General features: G+C 72.1%; 14 protein-coding genes and 1 tRNA gene. 7 read left to right on the top strand and 8 right to left on the bottom strand.

The window, feature by feature from the left end:
• Positions 1–9 precede the first annotated feature (9 nt).
• Both dusB and ACYQ0U_RS14560 read left to right on the top strand, forming a co-directional pair.
• Positions 10–1,170: a tRNA dihydrouridine synthase DusB gene (gene dusB, locus ACYQ0U_RS14565; RefSeq protein ID WP_459974092.1), complete on the top strand. Its 1,161-nt coding sequence runs from the start codon at positions 10–12 to the stop codon at positions 1,168–1,170.
• A gap of 145 nt (positions 1,171–1,315) precedes the next feature.
• Positions 1,316–2,179, top strand: a complete 864-nt coding sequence (locus tag ACYQ0U_RS14560; RefSeq protein ID WP_459974090.1) for a VldE C-terminal domain-containing protein — start codon at positions 1,316–1,318, stop codon at positions 2,177–2,179.
• A gap of 24 nt (positions 2,180–2,203) precedes the next feature.
• On the opposite strand, the gene ACYQ0U_RS14555 is transcribed toward ACYQ0U_RS14560, so the two are convergent.
• Complete coding sequence (locus tag ACYQ0U_RS14555; RefSeq protein WP_459974088.1) at positions 2,204–3,412, bottom strand: PASTA domain-containing protein; 1,209 nt, start codon at positions 3,410–3,412, stop codon at positions 2,204–2,206.
• Positions 3,409–3,921, bottom strand: coding sequence for a SigE family RNA polymerase sigma factor (locus ACYQ0U_RS14550; RefSeq protein ID WP_459974086.1), 513 nt, complete (start codon positions 3,919–3,921; stop codon positions 3,409–3,411). The genes ACYQ0U_RS14555 and ACYQ0U_RS14550 overlap by 4 nt, the downstream gene beginning before the upstream one ends.
• Before the next feature lie 57 nt (positions 3,922–3,978).
• Here ACYQ0U_RS14550 and ACYQ0U_RS14545 point away from each other — a divergent pair, with 57 nt between their 5' ends.
• The 5 genes from ACYQ0U_RS14545 (at position 3,979) to ACYQ0U_RS14525 (ending at position 8,680) form a co-directional block, all read left to right on the top strand.
• The gene (locus ACYQ0U_RS14545) at positions 3,979–5,238 is read left to right on the top strand and encodes a deoxyguanosinetriphosphate triphosphohydrolase (RefSeq protein WP_459974084.1); all 1,260 of its coding nucleotides are present in this window, start codon (positions 3,979–3,981) and stop codon (positions 5,236–5,238) included.
• Complete coding sequence (locus ACYQ0U_RS14540; protein ID WP_459974082.1) at positions 5,235–6,149, top strand: 2-hydroxyacid dehydrogenase; 915 nt, start codon at positions 5,235–5,237, stop codon at positions 6,147–6,149. Before ACYQ0U_RS14545 ends, ACYQ0U_RS14540 begins: the two co-directional genes overlap by 4 nt.
• A 20-nt stretch (positions 6,150–6,169) precedes the next feature.
• Entirely contained in the window at positions 6,170–8,035 is a 1,866-nt protein-coding gene (gene dnaG, locus ACYQ0U_RS14535; RefSeq protein WP_459974080.1) for a DNA primase, read from the top strand.
• A complete protein-coding gene (locus tag ACYQ0U_RS14530; RefSeq protein WP_459974078.1) occupies positions 8,032–8,568 on the top strand; it encodes a hypothetical protein in 537 nt (178 codons plus the stop codon). The genes dnaG and ACYQ0U_RS14530 overlap by 4 nt, the downstream gene beginning before the upstream one ends.
• Positions 8,569–8,604: 36 nt before the next feature.
• Positions 8,605–8,680: transfer RNA gene (locus ACYQ0U_RS14525), tRNA-Asn, on the top strand.
• A 184-nt stretch (positions 8,681–8,864) separates the two neighbouring features.
• On the opposite strand, the gene ACYQ0U_RS14520 is transcribed toward ACYQ0U_RS14525, so the two are convergent.
• The 6 genes from ACYQ0U_RS14520 to bsaP all read right to left on the bottom strand — a co-directional run bounded on the left by ACYQ0U_RS14520 (position 8,865) and on the right by bsaP (position 13,707).
• Positions 8,865–9,182: a tyrosine-type recombinase/integrase gene (locus ACYQ0U_RS14520; protein WP_459974225.1), complete on the bottom strand. Its 318-nt coding sequence runs from the start codon at positions 9,180–9,182 to the stop codon at positions 8,865–8,867.
• A gap of 96 nt (positions 9,183–9,278) precedes the next feature.
• Positions 9,279–10,376, bottom strand: a complete 1,098-nt coding sequence (locus tag ACYQ0U_RS14515) for a cytochrome P450 family protein (protein ID WP_459974075.1) — start codon at positions 10,374–10,376, stop codon at positions 9,279–9,281.
• 8 nt (positions 10,377–10,384) lie between these two features.
• A complete protein-coding gene (bioD, locus tag ACYQ0U_RS14510) occupies positions 10,385–11,071 on the bottom strand; it encodes a dethiobiotin synthase (RefSeq protein ID WP_459974073.1) in 687 nt (228 codons plus the stop codon).
• Positions 11,068–12,207 (bottom strand): 8-amino-7-oxononanoate synthase, encoded by a 1,140-nt coding sequence (locus tag ACYQ0U_RS14505; protein ID WP_459974071.1) that lies wholly within the window; start codon positions 12,205–12,207, stop codon positions 11,068–11,070. The genes bioD and ACYQ0U_RS14505 overlap by 4 nt, the downstream gene beginning before the upstream one ends.
• Positions 12,204–13,523: an adenosylmethionine--8-amino-7-oxononanoate transaminase gene (locus ACYQ0U_RS14500; RefSeq protein ID WP_459974069.1), complete on the bottom strand. Its 1,320-nt coding sequence runs from the start codon at positions 13,521–13,523 to the stop codon at positions 12,204–12,206. The genes ACYQ0U_RS14505 and ACYQ0U_RS14500 overlap by 4 nt, the downstream gene beginning before the upstream one ends.
• Positions 13,513–13,707 carry a biotin synthase auxiliary protein BsaP gene (gene bsaP, locus ACYQ0U_RS14495; protein WP_459974223.1) on the bottom strand — a complete coding sequence of 65 codons (195 nt, stop codon included), beginning with the start codon at positions 13,705–13,707 and terminating at the stop codon, positions 13,513–13,515. The genes ACYQ0U_RS14500 and bsaP overlap by 11 nt, the downstream gene beginning before the upstream one ends.
• Between the last annotated feature and the right edge of the window lie 19 nt (positions 13,708–13,726).

Here is a 13,726-nt window from a genome sequence, read left to right as displayed (position 1 = left end):
ATGGTGGGCATGTCCCTGCCCACCTCGCTGATCCCCGGCCTGACCCCCGGCCTGACCCTGGGGTCCGTGCACGTCGACACCCCCGTGGTGCTCGCGCCGATGGCGGGGATCACCAACGCGGCGTACCGCCGCCTGTGCGCCGAGCAGGGCGCCGGCCTCTACGTGTGCGAGATGATCACCAGCCGCGGGCTGGTCGAGGGCGACCAGCACACCAAGGACATGCTGGTCTTCGACGAGCTGGAGACCGTGCGCTCGGTCCAGCTCTACGGCACCGACCCGGTCTACGTCGGCAAGGCCGCGGAGATCCTCTGCGCCGAGTACGGCGTCGCGCACATCGACCTCAACTTCGGCTGCCCGGTGCCCAAGGTGACCCGCAAGGGCGGCGGCGGCGCGCTGCCGTGGAAGCGCGGGTTGCTCGCGGAGATCCTCGAGCACGCGGTCGCCGCGGCCACGCCGTACGACGTGCCGGTGACCATGAAGACCCGCAAGGGCATCGACGAGGACCACCTGACCTACCTCGACGCCGGCCGGATCGCCCAGGAGTCCGGCGTCGCGGCGATCGCGCTGCACGGCCGCACCGTCTCGCAGGCCTACTCCGGCGCGGCCGACTGGGACGCGATCGCGGCGCTGGTCGACCACGTCGACATCCCGGTGCTCGGCAACGGCGACATCTGGGAGGCCGCCGACGCGCTCCGCATGGTCGAGCAGACCGGCGCCGCCGGCGTGGTCGTGGGCCGTGGCTGCCTGGGACGCCCGTGGCTCTTCCGCGACCTCGCCGCGGCGTTCGCCGGCGAGGAGGTCGCGACCCTGCCGACGCTCGGCGAGGTGGCCGCGATGATGCGGCGGCACGCCGAGCTGCTGTGCCAGCACATGGGGGAGGAGCGGGGCTGCAAGGAGTTCCGCAAGCACGTCTCGTGGTACCTCAAGGGCTTCCGCGCCGGCGGTGAGATGCGGCGCTCGCTCGGGCTGGTCGACAGCCTCGCCGCGCTCGACCTCCTGCTGGCCGACCTCGACCCGGACGAGCCGTTCCCGGCCTCCGAGCTCGGCGCCCCACGCGGTCGCCAGGGCTCCCCGCGGGCCAAGGTCGTGCTGCCCGAGGGCTGGCTCGACGACGCCGACGGGGCCGGCTGCTCCCTGCGCGAGGACGCCGGCGAGACCACCGGCGGGTGACCGGGAACACGCCGAAAACGCCGCCCGCGATTCCGGGCCCCGGTCCGCGTGTGGTTGACTCGGGCGGTCGTTGCCGGTTCGTGACCTTTCTCGGGAGTCCGCGGCAGGGGCAGACCCCCGTACGCAACAGCAAAGGATCAGCGCTGTGGCAGAGCATCGCCACAAGCGGGACGCCGATGCCCGCCGCATGCCCCGCGCCGCCTTCGTGGCCGGACCGCTTGCCGTCCTCGCGACCGCTTCCGCCGTGGCCCTCGGCGTAGCGGCCGCGGAGCCCGAGACCCCGAGCCTCTTCGCCCAGGAGAGCGCCGCCGACCTCGGCACCACCGCCAACCGCGACGAGGCCGTCTCGCGCAGCACGCCCCGGCTCGCCGGTGCGGCGCTCCAGCAGCAGCTCGTGCAGCGCGCCGAGCAGCGCGCCGAGAAGGCCGCCACCGCCCGCGCCGTGGCGAGGGCCGACACCCGACTCTGGACCACCACGGTCCTCAACCTGTGGTCCGACGAGACCCGGCAGGCCGAGAAGGTCGGTGAGATCGACTCCGGCGAGCGCGTGCTCGTGACCGGCCGCGAGGCCGCGGACCGGGTCGAGATCGTCCTCGACGGCCGGGCCCGCTGGGTCACCGCCGGCTACCTCTCGGACGAGAAGCCGGTCGCCGGCATCGGCGGTGACTGCACGAACGGCACGAGCGTGTCGTCCGGGGTCAGCCCCAACGTCGTCAAGGTGCACCAGGCCGTCTGCGCGGCCTTCCCGGAGATCACCACCTACGGCACCTTCCGCGGCGACGGCGAGCACGCGCAGGGCATCGCGGTCGACATCATGGTGTCCGGCGAGCGCGGGTGGGAGGTCGCGGAGTTCATCCGCGAGAACTACGCCGAGCTCGGGGTCTCCTACCTGATCTACTCCCAGCAGATCTGGTCGGTCGAGCAGGCCGGCGCCGGCTGGCGTGGCATGTCGGACCGTGGGTCGGCCACGGCCAACCACTACGACCACGTGCACGTGACGACGTACTGACGTCGGAAGTCGCCGGGGCGGGCCCTACCGCACCGTCACCCGCACCGTTCCGATCGTGACCGGCTCGCCGTCGGCGGTGATCGTGACCGTCAGCGTGCTGACCCCGCGCTCGACGGCTTCCCACGAGCGGCCGTAGTTCGGGCCCTCCGTCCAGTCGTCGAGGGCCAGCGCCGTGCCGGAGACGTCGCCGGCCAGGGTGCCGGCCCGGGCGCCGTGGCCGTACACCCAGATGGTCGCGCCGAGGTCGAGGGTGATCTCGGTGCCGGCGCGGATCTGCTCGTCCTCGAGGTCCTGGTACTCCGCGTGGTCGTCGGGGCCGATCGAGTTGACGCCCACCCGCAGCTCGTCGGCCGGGCCGCGGGGCTCGGCGACGACCGTGACGACCACCGGGTCGCCGGGCGCCAGCATGGTGCCGGGCGCCGGGCTCACGCCCAGCACGTAGCCGGCCTTGGAGCCGGGCTGGGTCTCGGTCCGCACCTCGACCTGGAGCCCGTCTGCCTCGAGGGCGGCGCGGTAGCGCTCGCCCGCGTCGTCGTCCTGCCACTCGACGTTGATCTCGCCGAAGCCGGACACGGCGACCCGGCCGGGCAGCACCCGGATCCAGGACAGGATCTGGTCGACCCGCGGCGCCGTCCGGGCGGTGGCGGTGTAGGACGCGTCGACGGACGGGAGGTAGACCGTCGCCCTGCACAGGCGTTGCGCCACGACGCTCATGGCGATGCACCGCGTGCCGCTCCGCTGCGCCGGCACACCATCGATCTCGATGTCCTCGTACGGGGCGAGCTCGCGCTTCCTGCCCTGGGCGAGCCACACGCTGTCGTACACGCGAGCACCGATCATCCCGCAGGTCTCGATGACCGCGACGTCGACGACGACGGTCGGCTCGGTCGCGGTGCCGCAGCGCAGTGCGTTGGTCGCCCAACCCGTCGGTACGGCGATCGCGGTGTCGCCGACGCCCACCAGTCGCCGGCCGGGCGGAGGCGGGTCCACGGCCGCGGTGCCGGCCGGGCCGGCCGCGGGCCGGTCGGGTGTCGGGTCCGGGTCGAGGGCGGTGATCGTCGTGAGCCCGCCGGCCACGGCGACCACGCCGAGCGCGACGCCCGCCGCGCGCAGCCGACCGCGGCGACGTCGCATCCGGTCGGCGCCGATCCTCATCTCCGACAGCGGCGGCGCGCCCACCGTGATGCGGTCGGCCGTGCGGTCGAGCAGGTCGGTCAGGTCTCGGTCGGTCATCGCGTGCCTCGCAGCTCGGAGAGGTGGGGATCGTCGGCGAGCAGCTTGAGCGCCCGCGAGAGGCGGGACTTCACCGTGCCGGGCGCGACGCGCAGCACGGCGGACATCTGCTGCTCGCTCAGGTTGGCGTAGTAGCGGAGGACCACCGCGGCCCGGTGCTCGGGCGTCAGCCGCCGCAGCGACCGCAGCACCGCGTCGGTGTCGTGCAGCTCGTCGTAGGCCGACGTGCCGTCCTCGTACGCCGGCTCGGGCACCTCGGCGACCGGCCGCTCCCGCGACCAGAGCCGGCGCCGGGAGGAGGTGAAGGTGTTGAACAGGACCCGGTGCACGTAGGCGTCCCGGTCGTCGGCGCGGCGGACCTTCGACCAGCTCGCCAGGCAGCGGGTGAGCGCCGCCTGCACGACGTCCTCCGCCTCGGCGGGCGAGCAGCCCAGCAGCACCGCCGCGCGCACCAGCCGGGCCCACCTGGTGGCGACGTAGTCGCTGAACTCGTCGTCGCGGTCCTCCACGCCTCTCAGACGCTCCGGGACAGGGCCGAGGTTCCCCACGGCCTAGAGTCTCCTGCGATGACTGACCAGGAGCTGTACGACGAGACCGCCCGCGAGCGCCTCGTCCCCGAGCCGCCCAAGCGGGTGGACGCGCCAGAGCGCACCCCGTTCGAGCGCGACCGGGCCCGGCTCGTCCACGCCGCCGCCTCCCGCCGGCTGGCCGCGAAGACCCAGGTCCTCGGCCCGCAGACCGACGACTTCGTCCGCAACCGGCTGACCCACAGCCTCGAGGTCGCCCAGATCGCCCGGGACCTCTCGCGCGCGCTCGGCAGCCAGCCCGACATCGCCGAGACCGCCGCGCTCGCCCACGACCTCGGCCACCCGCCGTTCGGCCACAACGGCGAGCGCGTGCTGGCCGAGCTGGGGGAGAGCGCCGGCGGGTTCGAGGGCAACGCCCAGACGCTGCGACTGCTGACCCGGCTCGAGGCCAAGACCGAGGGCGCCGGGCTCAACCTGACCCGCGCGACGCTCGACGCCTGCACGAAGTACCCGTGGCCCCGGGCGCTCGCGGAGGAGCCGCACGGCGTGCACGCCGACGGGTCCCCGCGGTTCGTCGTGAAGTTCGGGGTGTACGACGACGACCGGCCGGTCTTCGACTGGATGCGGAGGGGTGCGGACGGGCTGCGCCAGTGCGTCGAGGCGCAGGTGATGGACCTCGCCGACGACGTCGCCTACTCCGTGCACGACGTCGAGGACGGCGTCGTCGGCGGCCGCATCGACCTCACCGCGCTCGACGAGCCCGCGGTCTGGCAGACCGTGCGCGACTGGTACCTCCCGGCCGCCACCGACGACGAGCTCGGCCGCACGCTGGCGGGGCTGCGCACCGTCGGCAGCTGGCCCACCGCGCCGTACGACGGCAGCCGCCGGTCGCTCGCGGCGCTGAAGAACCTCACCAGCGACCTGATCGGCCGTTTCTGCGGGGCGGTGCAGCACGCGACGTTCGCCGCCGGCGACGGGCCGTTCGTGCGGTACGCCGCCGACCTCGACGTGCCGGAGCGGACCCGCCTCGAGATCGCCGTGCTCAAGGGCATCGCCGCCCACTACGTGATGCGCGCCGACGACCGGGTCGCGCTGATGGAGCGGCAGCGCCAGCTGCTCGCCGAGCTGGTGACGCTGCTCGCGCACCGCGGGCCCGACGCGCTGGAACGGCAGTTCGCCGACGACTGGCACGCCGCCGCCGACGACCCGGCCCGGCTCCGTGTGGTGATCGACCAGGTCGCCTCCCTGACCGACCAGAGCGCGGTCGCGCTGCACGAGACGCTGAGAGGCCCGCGATGACCGACCGGCTGGTGTGGCTGCCGTTCGACCCGGCCGAGCTGGGGGACCCGCCCGCGGGGCTGCGCTACGAGGTCGTCGACCCGACCCAGCACGTGCCCGACAGCGTCGCCGACGTGCGCTTCTACGTGCCGCCCTACCAGGTCGGGCCGGCGGTCTCCGAGGTGCTGCCGCGGATGGCCTCGCTCGAGGTGGTGCAGACGCTCACCGCCGGCGTCGACAACGTCCGCGCGCACGTGCCCGACGGCGTGCTGCTCTGCAACGGCCGCGGCATCCACGACACGTCCACCGCCGAGCTCGCGCTCACGCTGACGCTGGCTAGCCTGCGCGGCGTGCCCGGCTTCGTGTGCGACCAGGACCGGCACCGCTGGGCCACCGGCTGGCACCCGGCGCTGGCCGACAAGCGCGTGCTGATCGTCGGGTACGGCGCGGTGGGCGAGGCCGTGGAGCGGCGGCTGCTCCCGTTCGAGGTCGAGGTCGTGCGGGTGGCCCGCCGCGCCCGCGACGGCGTCCACCCCATCGCCGACCTCCCGCGGCTCCTGCCCGACGCGGACGTCGTGGTGCTCGTCGTACCTCTCACGGAGGAGACGCGCGGCCTGGTCGACGCGGACTTCCTGGCCGCGATGAGGGACGGCGCGCTGCTGGTCAACGTGGCCCGCGGCGCCGTCGTCGACACCGCCGCCGTCGTGGCCGCGCTGCACGGCGGAAGGCTCCACTACGCGACCGACGTGGCCGAGGTCGAGCCGCTCCCGGGGGACCACCCGCTCTGGGACGCCCCGAACCTCCTCGTCTCCCCGCACGTCGGGGGAGCGAGCAGCGCGATGTGGCCACGGGCGTACCGGCTGGTCCGCGACCAGCTGCACCGCTACGCGGCCGGCGAGGAACTTGTGAACGTCATGTCCGGCGAGTACTGACCCACACATAGACTCCGGGCGTGGCAGGACGGATCCGCGAGGAGGACATCGCCGAGGTGCGCGAGAAGGCGCGCATCGATGACGTCGTCTCGCAGTACGTCACCCTCCGCAACGCCGGCGGCGGGTCGCAGAAGGGCCTCTGCCCGTTCCACGACGAGAAGTCGCCGTCGTTCAACGTGAACCCCTCGCGGGGGTTCTTCCACTGCTTCGGCTGCGGAGAAGGCGGCGACGTCATCACCTTCCTCATGAAGATCGACGGCCTGTCCTTCGGCGAGGCCGTGGAGCGGCTGGCCGAGAAGGTCGGCGTCGTGCTGCGGCGCGAGGAGGACGACGGCCAGCGCGAGGCGCCCAAGGGCCCGCAGCGCGGCCGGCTGATCGAGGCCAACCGGGTCGCCCAGGAGTTCTACGCCGAGCAGTTGGGCACGCCCGACGCGCAGGTCGCGCGGGAGTTCCTCATGGAGCGCGGCTTCGACCAGGACTCGGCGGCTCACTTCGGCAACGGCTTCGCCCCGCGCGACGGCGAGGCGCTGCTGAAGCATCTGCGCGGCCGCGGGTTCACCCAGGAGGAGACGGTCGAGGCCGGCCTGGTCGCGATCGGGCGCTCGGCGTACGACCGCTTCCGCGGGCGGCTGCTCTGGCCGATCCGCGACGCCAGCGGCGACACCATCGGCTTCGGCGCGCGGCGCATCTTCGACGACGACCGGATCGAGGCGAAGTACCTCAACACCCCCGAGACCAAGCTCTACAAGAAGAGCCAGGTGCTCTACGGCATCGACCTGGCCCGCCGCGAGATCGGGCGGTTGTCGCGGGCGGTGATCGTCGAGGGCTACACCGACGTGATGGCGTGCCACCTCGCCGGCGTCGGGACGGCGATCGCCACCTGCGGCACCGCGTTCGGCGACGACCACTCGCGGGTGCTGCGCCGGTTCATGCACGACCACGAGGAGTTCCGCGGCGAGGTGATCTTCACCTTCGACGGTGACGCCGCTGGGCAGAAGGCAGCCCTGAGAGCCTTTGGCGGCGACCAGAACTTCGTGTCGCAGACCTACGTCGCAGTCGAGCCCGACGGTCTCGACCCCTGCGACCTGCGCATCCGGAAGGGCGATGGCGCTGTACGAGAGTTGGTCGCCAAACGAGTTCCGCTCTATAGGTTCGTCCTGGGAAACATCATCAGCTCCTACGACTTGGACCGTGCTGATGGACGCATTGACGCGGTGAGAGAGGCGGCTGGTCTTGTTGCCTCTGTCAGAGACCAGTCCAAGGTCGTGAGCTTTGCCCGCGAGATCTCGAAGATGGTCGGCTACGACCATGATGAAGACCGAGTCTTGGCGGAAGTCCGGCGCGCCGCGAAGCGACGTCCGGGTCAGGAGCGGGAAGTCATCCAGGCGCGCCCTCGAAGCGCGGTGCCCGACCTGCGGGACCCGCGGTTCTCCATCGAGCGGGAGACGCTCAAGCTCGTCGTCCAGCACCCGATGACGATCGGGCGGCTCACCACCGAGCTCGGCCCCGACGACTTCACCCACCCGACGTACCGCGGGGTCTGGGAGCTGGTCGTGGCCGCCGGCGGCCCCGGCGCGGGCGCGGGTGACCCCGCGTGGAGCGGCAGGCTGCGCGACGCCGCGACCGACCCGGCGGTGTCGAGCGCGATCAGCGCGATCGGCGTCGAGCCGCTGCTCAAGGAGCCCGACGCGGCGTACGTCGTCCAGCACATCCTGCGCCTCCAGGAGCTCACCGCCGCCCGCCGGATCGCGAACATCAAGTCCAAGCTCCAGCGCACCAACCCGGTCGAGGAGCCCGAGGCCTTCAACAAGATGTTCGGCGAGCTCGCCGCGCTCGAGGCGCACCGCCGCGGGCTGCGCGACCGGATGACGGGCCCGCCCGCATGACCCCGCCGATGCTGTGGGGCCGGCGGGAGCAGCCGAAGGTCCGCGTCGAGCGTGGGGAGAGGCTGCTGGCCGACGCCGTCGCCGAGGAGGCCCACCTCGGCGGGACCCGCGACGCGCTGTACGTCGTGCGCCGGCTCGGCACGGCGCTCGCCCTCGAGGAGACGCTCCGGATCCCGTGGGAGGACGTCCAGGCCGCCGACTGGGACGCCGACGCCACCACGTTCCGCGTCCGCGAGGTCGGCACGTGGGGCGAACAGCGCCCCGAGCACGTCTTCACGATGTCCGAGCCCGGCCGCCTCCTCGAGCTGGTCCGCGAGCGGGTCACGGCCAGCGTCGTCCTGCAGCGGCACGTCGCGATCCGCGGCCGCAAGGGCGTCCGCGTCATCGCCCGCCGCGCCCCCAAGGGCGACCAGCCGGTGCGCTGGATCTATGAGTTCGACGCCGGCATCGACCCCGCCGACCCGACCGTCCGGGCGGCCGCCGACGAGGCCCTGGTCGCCGCGCAGGCCGAGGTGGGGCTCGATTTTTCTTGATCGGGGTGGATTGCTAACCTGTGCGGGCTGCACCGATCCCCTGTAGCTCAACTGGCAGAGCATTCGGCTGTTAACCGGAGGGTTGTTGGTTCGAGTCCAACCGGGGGAGCCAGAAGAGGGCCTCTGACCTGGGCAAACGTCCAGGCAGGGGTCCTCTGAGATTTGAATCTGATGACGAAACTGTCCAGAAACAGGCCAGTAACGCTCGCGGCCAAGACCTCGAGAACGCTCTGCGCGGGGCAGAGTGCACGCCGGGTATCGAGCGCTCCCGTCCGGGGGACTTCGTGGGGCGACCGTCAGGTAGAGGGCCGGAACTTCTCGAGATGGACGGTCAGATCGGGCGCGACCGTGGCCTTGTGAACGTAGAAGTCGCGGGTGATGTCGCTGTCTTCGTGACCGAACTGGGCCTGGGCAGCGTCGATTCCCACTTCACGGTCAATGAGGGTGGCCACCGACCTGCGGAAGGTGTGGAAGGTGACCCAGTCGTAGGCGGTGTCGTCGACCACCTGGTTCCACATCCGTTCCCAGTTTGAGATCTGCCGCCAGGTTCCGCGGCGGGTCGGGAACACAGCGCCGTGCGGGTTGGCGTGGTTCTCGACCTGGCGCCGTAGCAGGATCCCGACGGCGAACGGGGCGGTTCAGGGAGAGACTCGCATGCGGCTCGCAACGGCGGTAGAGCGATGGATGGCGGGACACCGGGGATGCCTGAGTCATGTCGAAGATGCGCCACCCGCTCTTCGGGTGGACTGGCGTACCAGGACACGGACGGGGGCGTTGAAGGACAGCAGGTCGTTTTTCGGCGGATCGGGCTCGGTGAGTCTCAGCCCGGGTAGTGTGGTGGCGGCTTCTTGCACCGCTACTTGTGTTTCCATGCGGGCTAGTCCGGCGCCGAGGCAGCGGTGTAGGCCGTGCCCGAAGGCCAGGTCGCTTGGACCGTTGATGCCGGTCAGGTGGAGAAGTAGCGGTGCCCCTGGTGGAATCTCGACGTTGCCGACCTGAGTGCTCGTTGCTGTTATGCGCCGCCAGGTCGGTACCGAGGATTGCTCCGCGAGGACCGCCTCGACTGCCCGGGCTGCGAGGCTGGGTTGACGGCCTATCGCGTCCCAGCCGACGGGATCGGCGATGAGCCGAAGGTAGGCGGTGGAAACCAGTTGGCTGGTGGTCTCGTGTCCGGCGATCAGCAGGAAGTACGCGACACCACAGATCTGCTCGTCGGACAGGCCGATGTGGAGGAGCCGTCCGAACAGGTCCCCGACTGGTGACCTGCGTGCCGCGGTGGTGCGCTCGCGGAGCCAGCGGTAGAACTGCGCCGCGCTGATGGCCAACTGTTTCTGTTCGGCGGGGCCGGGCCAGCCCCAGAACAGCTCCAGCGAGTCGATGCTCCAGCGTTTCAACGCGGTCACGTCGACGTCGGTGAGTCCGAGGAGTTCGAGCAGGACGATGGCGGGGACGTCGGCGACCGCGCCGGCGAGGTCGACGTCGTCGCCTTCGGCGAGCATGCGCCGCGCGTGGGCGATCCTGCTGGCGGTGAGGGTGCGGGTCAGCGGCTCCACGGCCTGGACCGATCCGGGGCTGAAGAAGCCGGCCACGGCCTTTCGGATGGGGCGGTGGCTGTCGGTGGCGTTGTTCGCCAGGGTCGGCGGCAGCGTGAAGCCGACCTGGGCCAGGATGCGCAGCGCGCGGGTGCTGAGCGGTGTGTGGGCGGTGAGTGCGTTGTCGGGCCGGAACGTGTCGGGGTCCTGGAGCACTGCCCGTACCTGGGCGGGGTCCCGGACTCGCCACATTCCGGTGTGGGCGTCGAAGGTCACGGGGCAGCTCACGTGTGCTCCTTGTCGAACCAGGATGCGGCGCATTCGCGGAAGACCGACGGGTCGAGGGCGGCGGCGCCTTCGGGGATCTGGCCGAGCAGCGGTGTTCCGGTGACCGCGGGCAGGTCCACGAGGTTCGTCTGCTCGGCGAGACCGGGTGAGCCGGGAGCGGCGCCGATCACCAGTCCTTGGACCTGATGTCTTCTGGCCCGGAGCGCCTCGATGGTGAGCAGGGTGTGGTTCAGGGTGCCGAGGCCCGCCCGGGTCACGACCACGAAGGAGACGGGTAGTGGGGTCGCGGACGCCAGCTCGCACAGCCCGTTGCCGTCCTGGTCGAGGTCGACCAGCAGGCCTCCCGAGCCCTCGACGAGGACGACGTCGTGGGCGCGGCCGAGGTGCGCGATGGTGGCCGCATGTTCCTCGATGGGCGGGAGGCTGGTGCCCTCGAGTCTGGCGGCGGCGACGGGGGCAAGGGCCGCGAGCAGCCGTGCGCCCTCGCGGACCGTGGCGATCCCGGACAGTCTTCTGACCTCGTCGACGTCGGCGGGCTCGGCCGAGGAGGCACCGGTCTGCACGGGTTTGAGCACCGCGACGGTGCGGGTGCGCGTCAGGCGGGCCGCCAAGGCGGCGGTGACCACGGTCTTGCCCACCCCGGTGTCGGTCCCTGTGACGACCACCACGGGGCTGAGATTCATCGCGCCTCCTCCAACGCGTCCGCCAGTACCGCGCAGGCGTGGTCGATGGCGGCCTCGTCGAGCGTGGCGCGCGCGGTGAGCCGCATCCTGCTGATGCCGTCCGGGACCGAGGGAGGACGGAAGCAGCCCACCCGGAGTCCGTGGTCGGCGCACTGTCCGGCCGCCGCGAGCGCCGCTTCCGGGGTCGGCATCGGCACCGAGAACACGCCCCCGGGTCCGACCGGGACGCCGCAGGCGGCCGCCAACCGGCCCGCCACCGCGCCGATGCGCTCCACGCGTTTGGGCTCGTCTCGGATCACCCGGACCGCGGTCAACGCGGCTGCGGCGGCGGCCGGCGCCAGGGCGGTGTCGAAGATGAAGGACCGCGCCCGGTTCACCAGATGCTCCTTGAGCCGGGCCGAGCCGAGCACCACCCCGCCCTGGCTGGCCAGCGCCTTCGACAGCGTGGCGGTCACCACGACATGGTCGGCCTCGGCGAGGCCGGTGGCCGCCACCGAGCCCCCTCCGGCACCGGTGACGCCCACCCCGTGGGCCTCATCGACCAGCAGCACGGCACCGTACCGGCCGCAGACCTCCGCCAGCCGGGGGAGGGGTGCGGCGTCGCCCAGCACGCTGAACACCGACTCGGTGAGCACGAGCGCCCGGGTCTGCTCCCGGCCGCGCAGCGCGTCTTCGACCGCGGCCACGTCGTTGTGCGGCACCACGGCCACCGGGGAGCGGGACAGGCGCGCGGCGTCGATCAACGAGGCGTGCACATGCGCGTCCTGCACGATCAGGGTGCCGGGCCCGGCCAGCGTCGTGACCGCGCCCAGGTTGGCAAGGTAACCGGAGGAGAACACCAGCGCCGCCTCCTGACCGCACAGATCCGCCAGCGCCTCCTCCAGATCCACGTGCAGCCCGGTGGTGCCGGTGACCAGCCGGGACCCTGTCGCGCCGGTTCCCCAGTCCCGGATGGCGCCGACCGCCGCGTCGACGAGCCTGGCGTCGGTGGAGAGTCCCAGGTAGTCGTTGCCGGCCAGGTCGACCACCACGCCTGCCTCGGCCGGCAGCGAACGGGGCCGGAGGCGCCGGGTGAGCCCGCGCCGCTCCAGCACTTCCGCCCGGTCGGCCAGCCAGGCCTCGAGCGCACCGGTCATCGGGTGGTCCCCTGAACCGCCAAGCACATGGCCCTGCCGATGGTGTCGATGTCCTCGTCGGTGCACACGTACGGCGGCATCGTGTAGACGAGGTCGCGGAACGGACGCACCCAGACACCATGTCGGAGCGCGGCGTCGGTGACTCGCGGTACGTCGACCGGTCCCTCGAGCTGGACCACACCGACCGCGCCGAGCACCCGGACGTCCTTCACCCCGGTCAGCGCGCGGGCGGGCGCGAGCCCCTCGCGCAGTCCCCGACCGATCCGGGACACGTCACTGCGCCAGTCGCCGGCCAGCAGCAGGTCGATGCTGGCCAGCGACACCGCACAGGCCAGCGGGTTGGCCATGAACGTCGGGCCGTGCATGAGCGCGCCGCCCGGCCCGTTCGACACGGCATGCGCCACCTCCGTCGTACACAGCACCGCCGCCAGCGACAGGTAGCCGCCGGTCAGCGCCTTCCCGACGCACATCACGTCGGGGGCGACGCCCGCGTGCTCGCACGCGAAGAGCGCACCGGTCCGGCCGAACCCGGTGGCGATCTCGTCGAGGATCAACAAGAACCCGTGCTCGTCGGCGAGCGCGCGCAGGAAGCGAAGGCACCAGGGGCTGTAGGCGTACATGCCGCCGGCGCCCTGGAGGACCGGCTCGACGATGACCGCGGCGATCTCACCGGTGTGCCGCTCCGCGAGCTCACGGGTTGCGGCCGCCCAGGCGACCAGCCCCGGGTCGTCGCCCGGGCGATCGAAGCCGTCGGGGGGGCGGGGCGCGAACAGCTGCTCGGCCAAGGCGCCGGTGAAAAGGGAGTGCATCCCGGTGATGGGGTCGCACACGCTCATCGGGGTGAAGGTGTCGCCGTGGTACCCGCCCCGGACGGTGAGCAGCCTGGTGCGGCGCGGACCGCGTCTCCCGTGTCGGGCGACTTGGTACTGCAGTGCCAGCTTGACCGCTACCTCGACCGACACCGATCCGGAGTCGCAGAAAAACACGTGTTGCAAAGGGTCCGGGGTGATCGAGACCAGCCGTTCGGCGAGGTGGACCGCGGGGCCGTGGGTGAGGCCACCGAACATCACATGGCTGACCCGGTCCAGCTGCGCGTGCACCGCGGCGTCGAGCACCGGGTTGCGGTACCCGTGGATCATGCACCACCACGACGCCATCGCGTCGATCGCCGACGACCCGTCCGCGAAGTACAGCCGTACCCCCTCGGCGTGGTCGACGACCCGCATCGTATTCGGTGCGGTGAGCGAGGAGTAGGGATGCCACACCATCGCGGCGTCCTTGTCCAGCAACGACGTCGCCGCGTGCTCAGCGGCCATCGGACACCTCCCCATGGCTGGAGCAGCGGGCGGTCCAGCCGGTCGGGGTGACCTGGACCAGCATCCGGCGCCGGCACCGGCTGCAGAAGCGAGGTGGCTCCATTCCCAGCGCCCGGTCGCAACGTTCGTGACGCGCTAGGTCGCCCGGACTTGGGCGCTGCTCGCCACAGTGCCCGCAGTACACGTCGCCGTCCACAGCACTC

The organism is Nocardioides pyridinolyticus, from assembly GCF_054653575.1.
The sequence above is the reverse complement of the archived record's forward strand: the minus strand, read 5'-3'. Positions and strand labels throughout refer to the sequence as shown.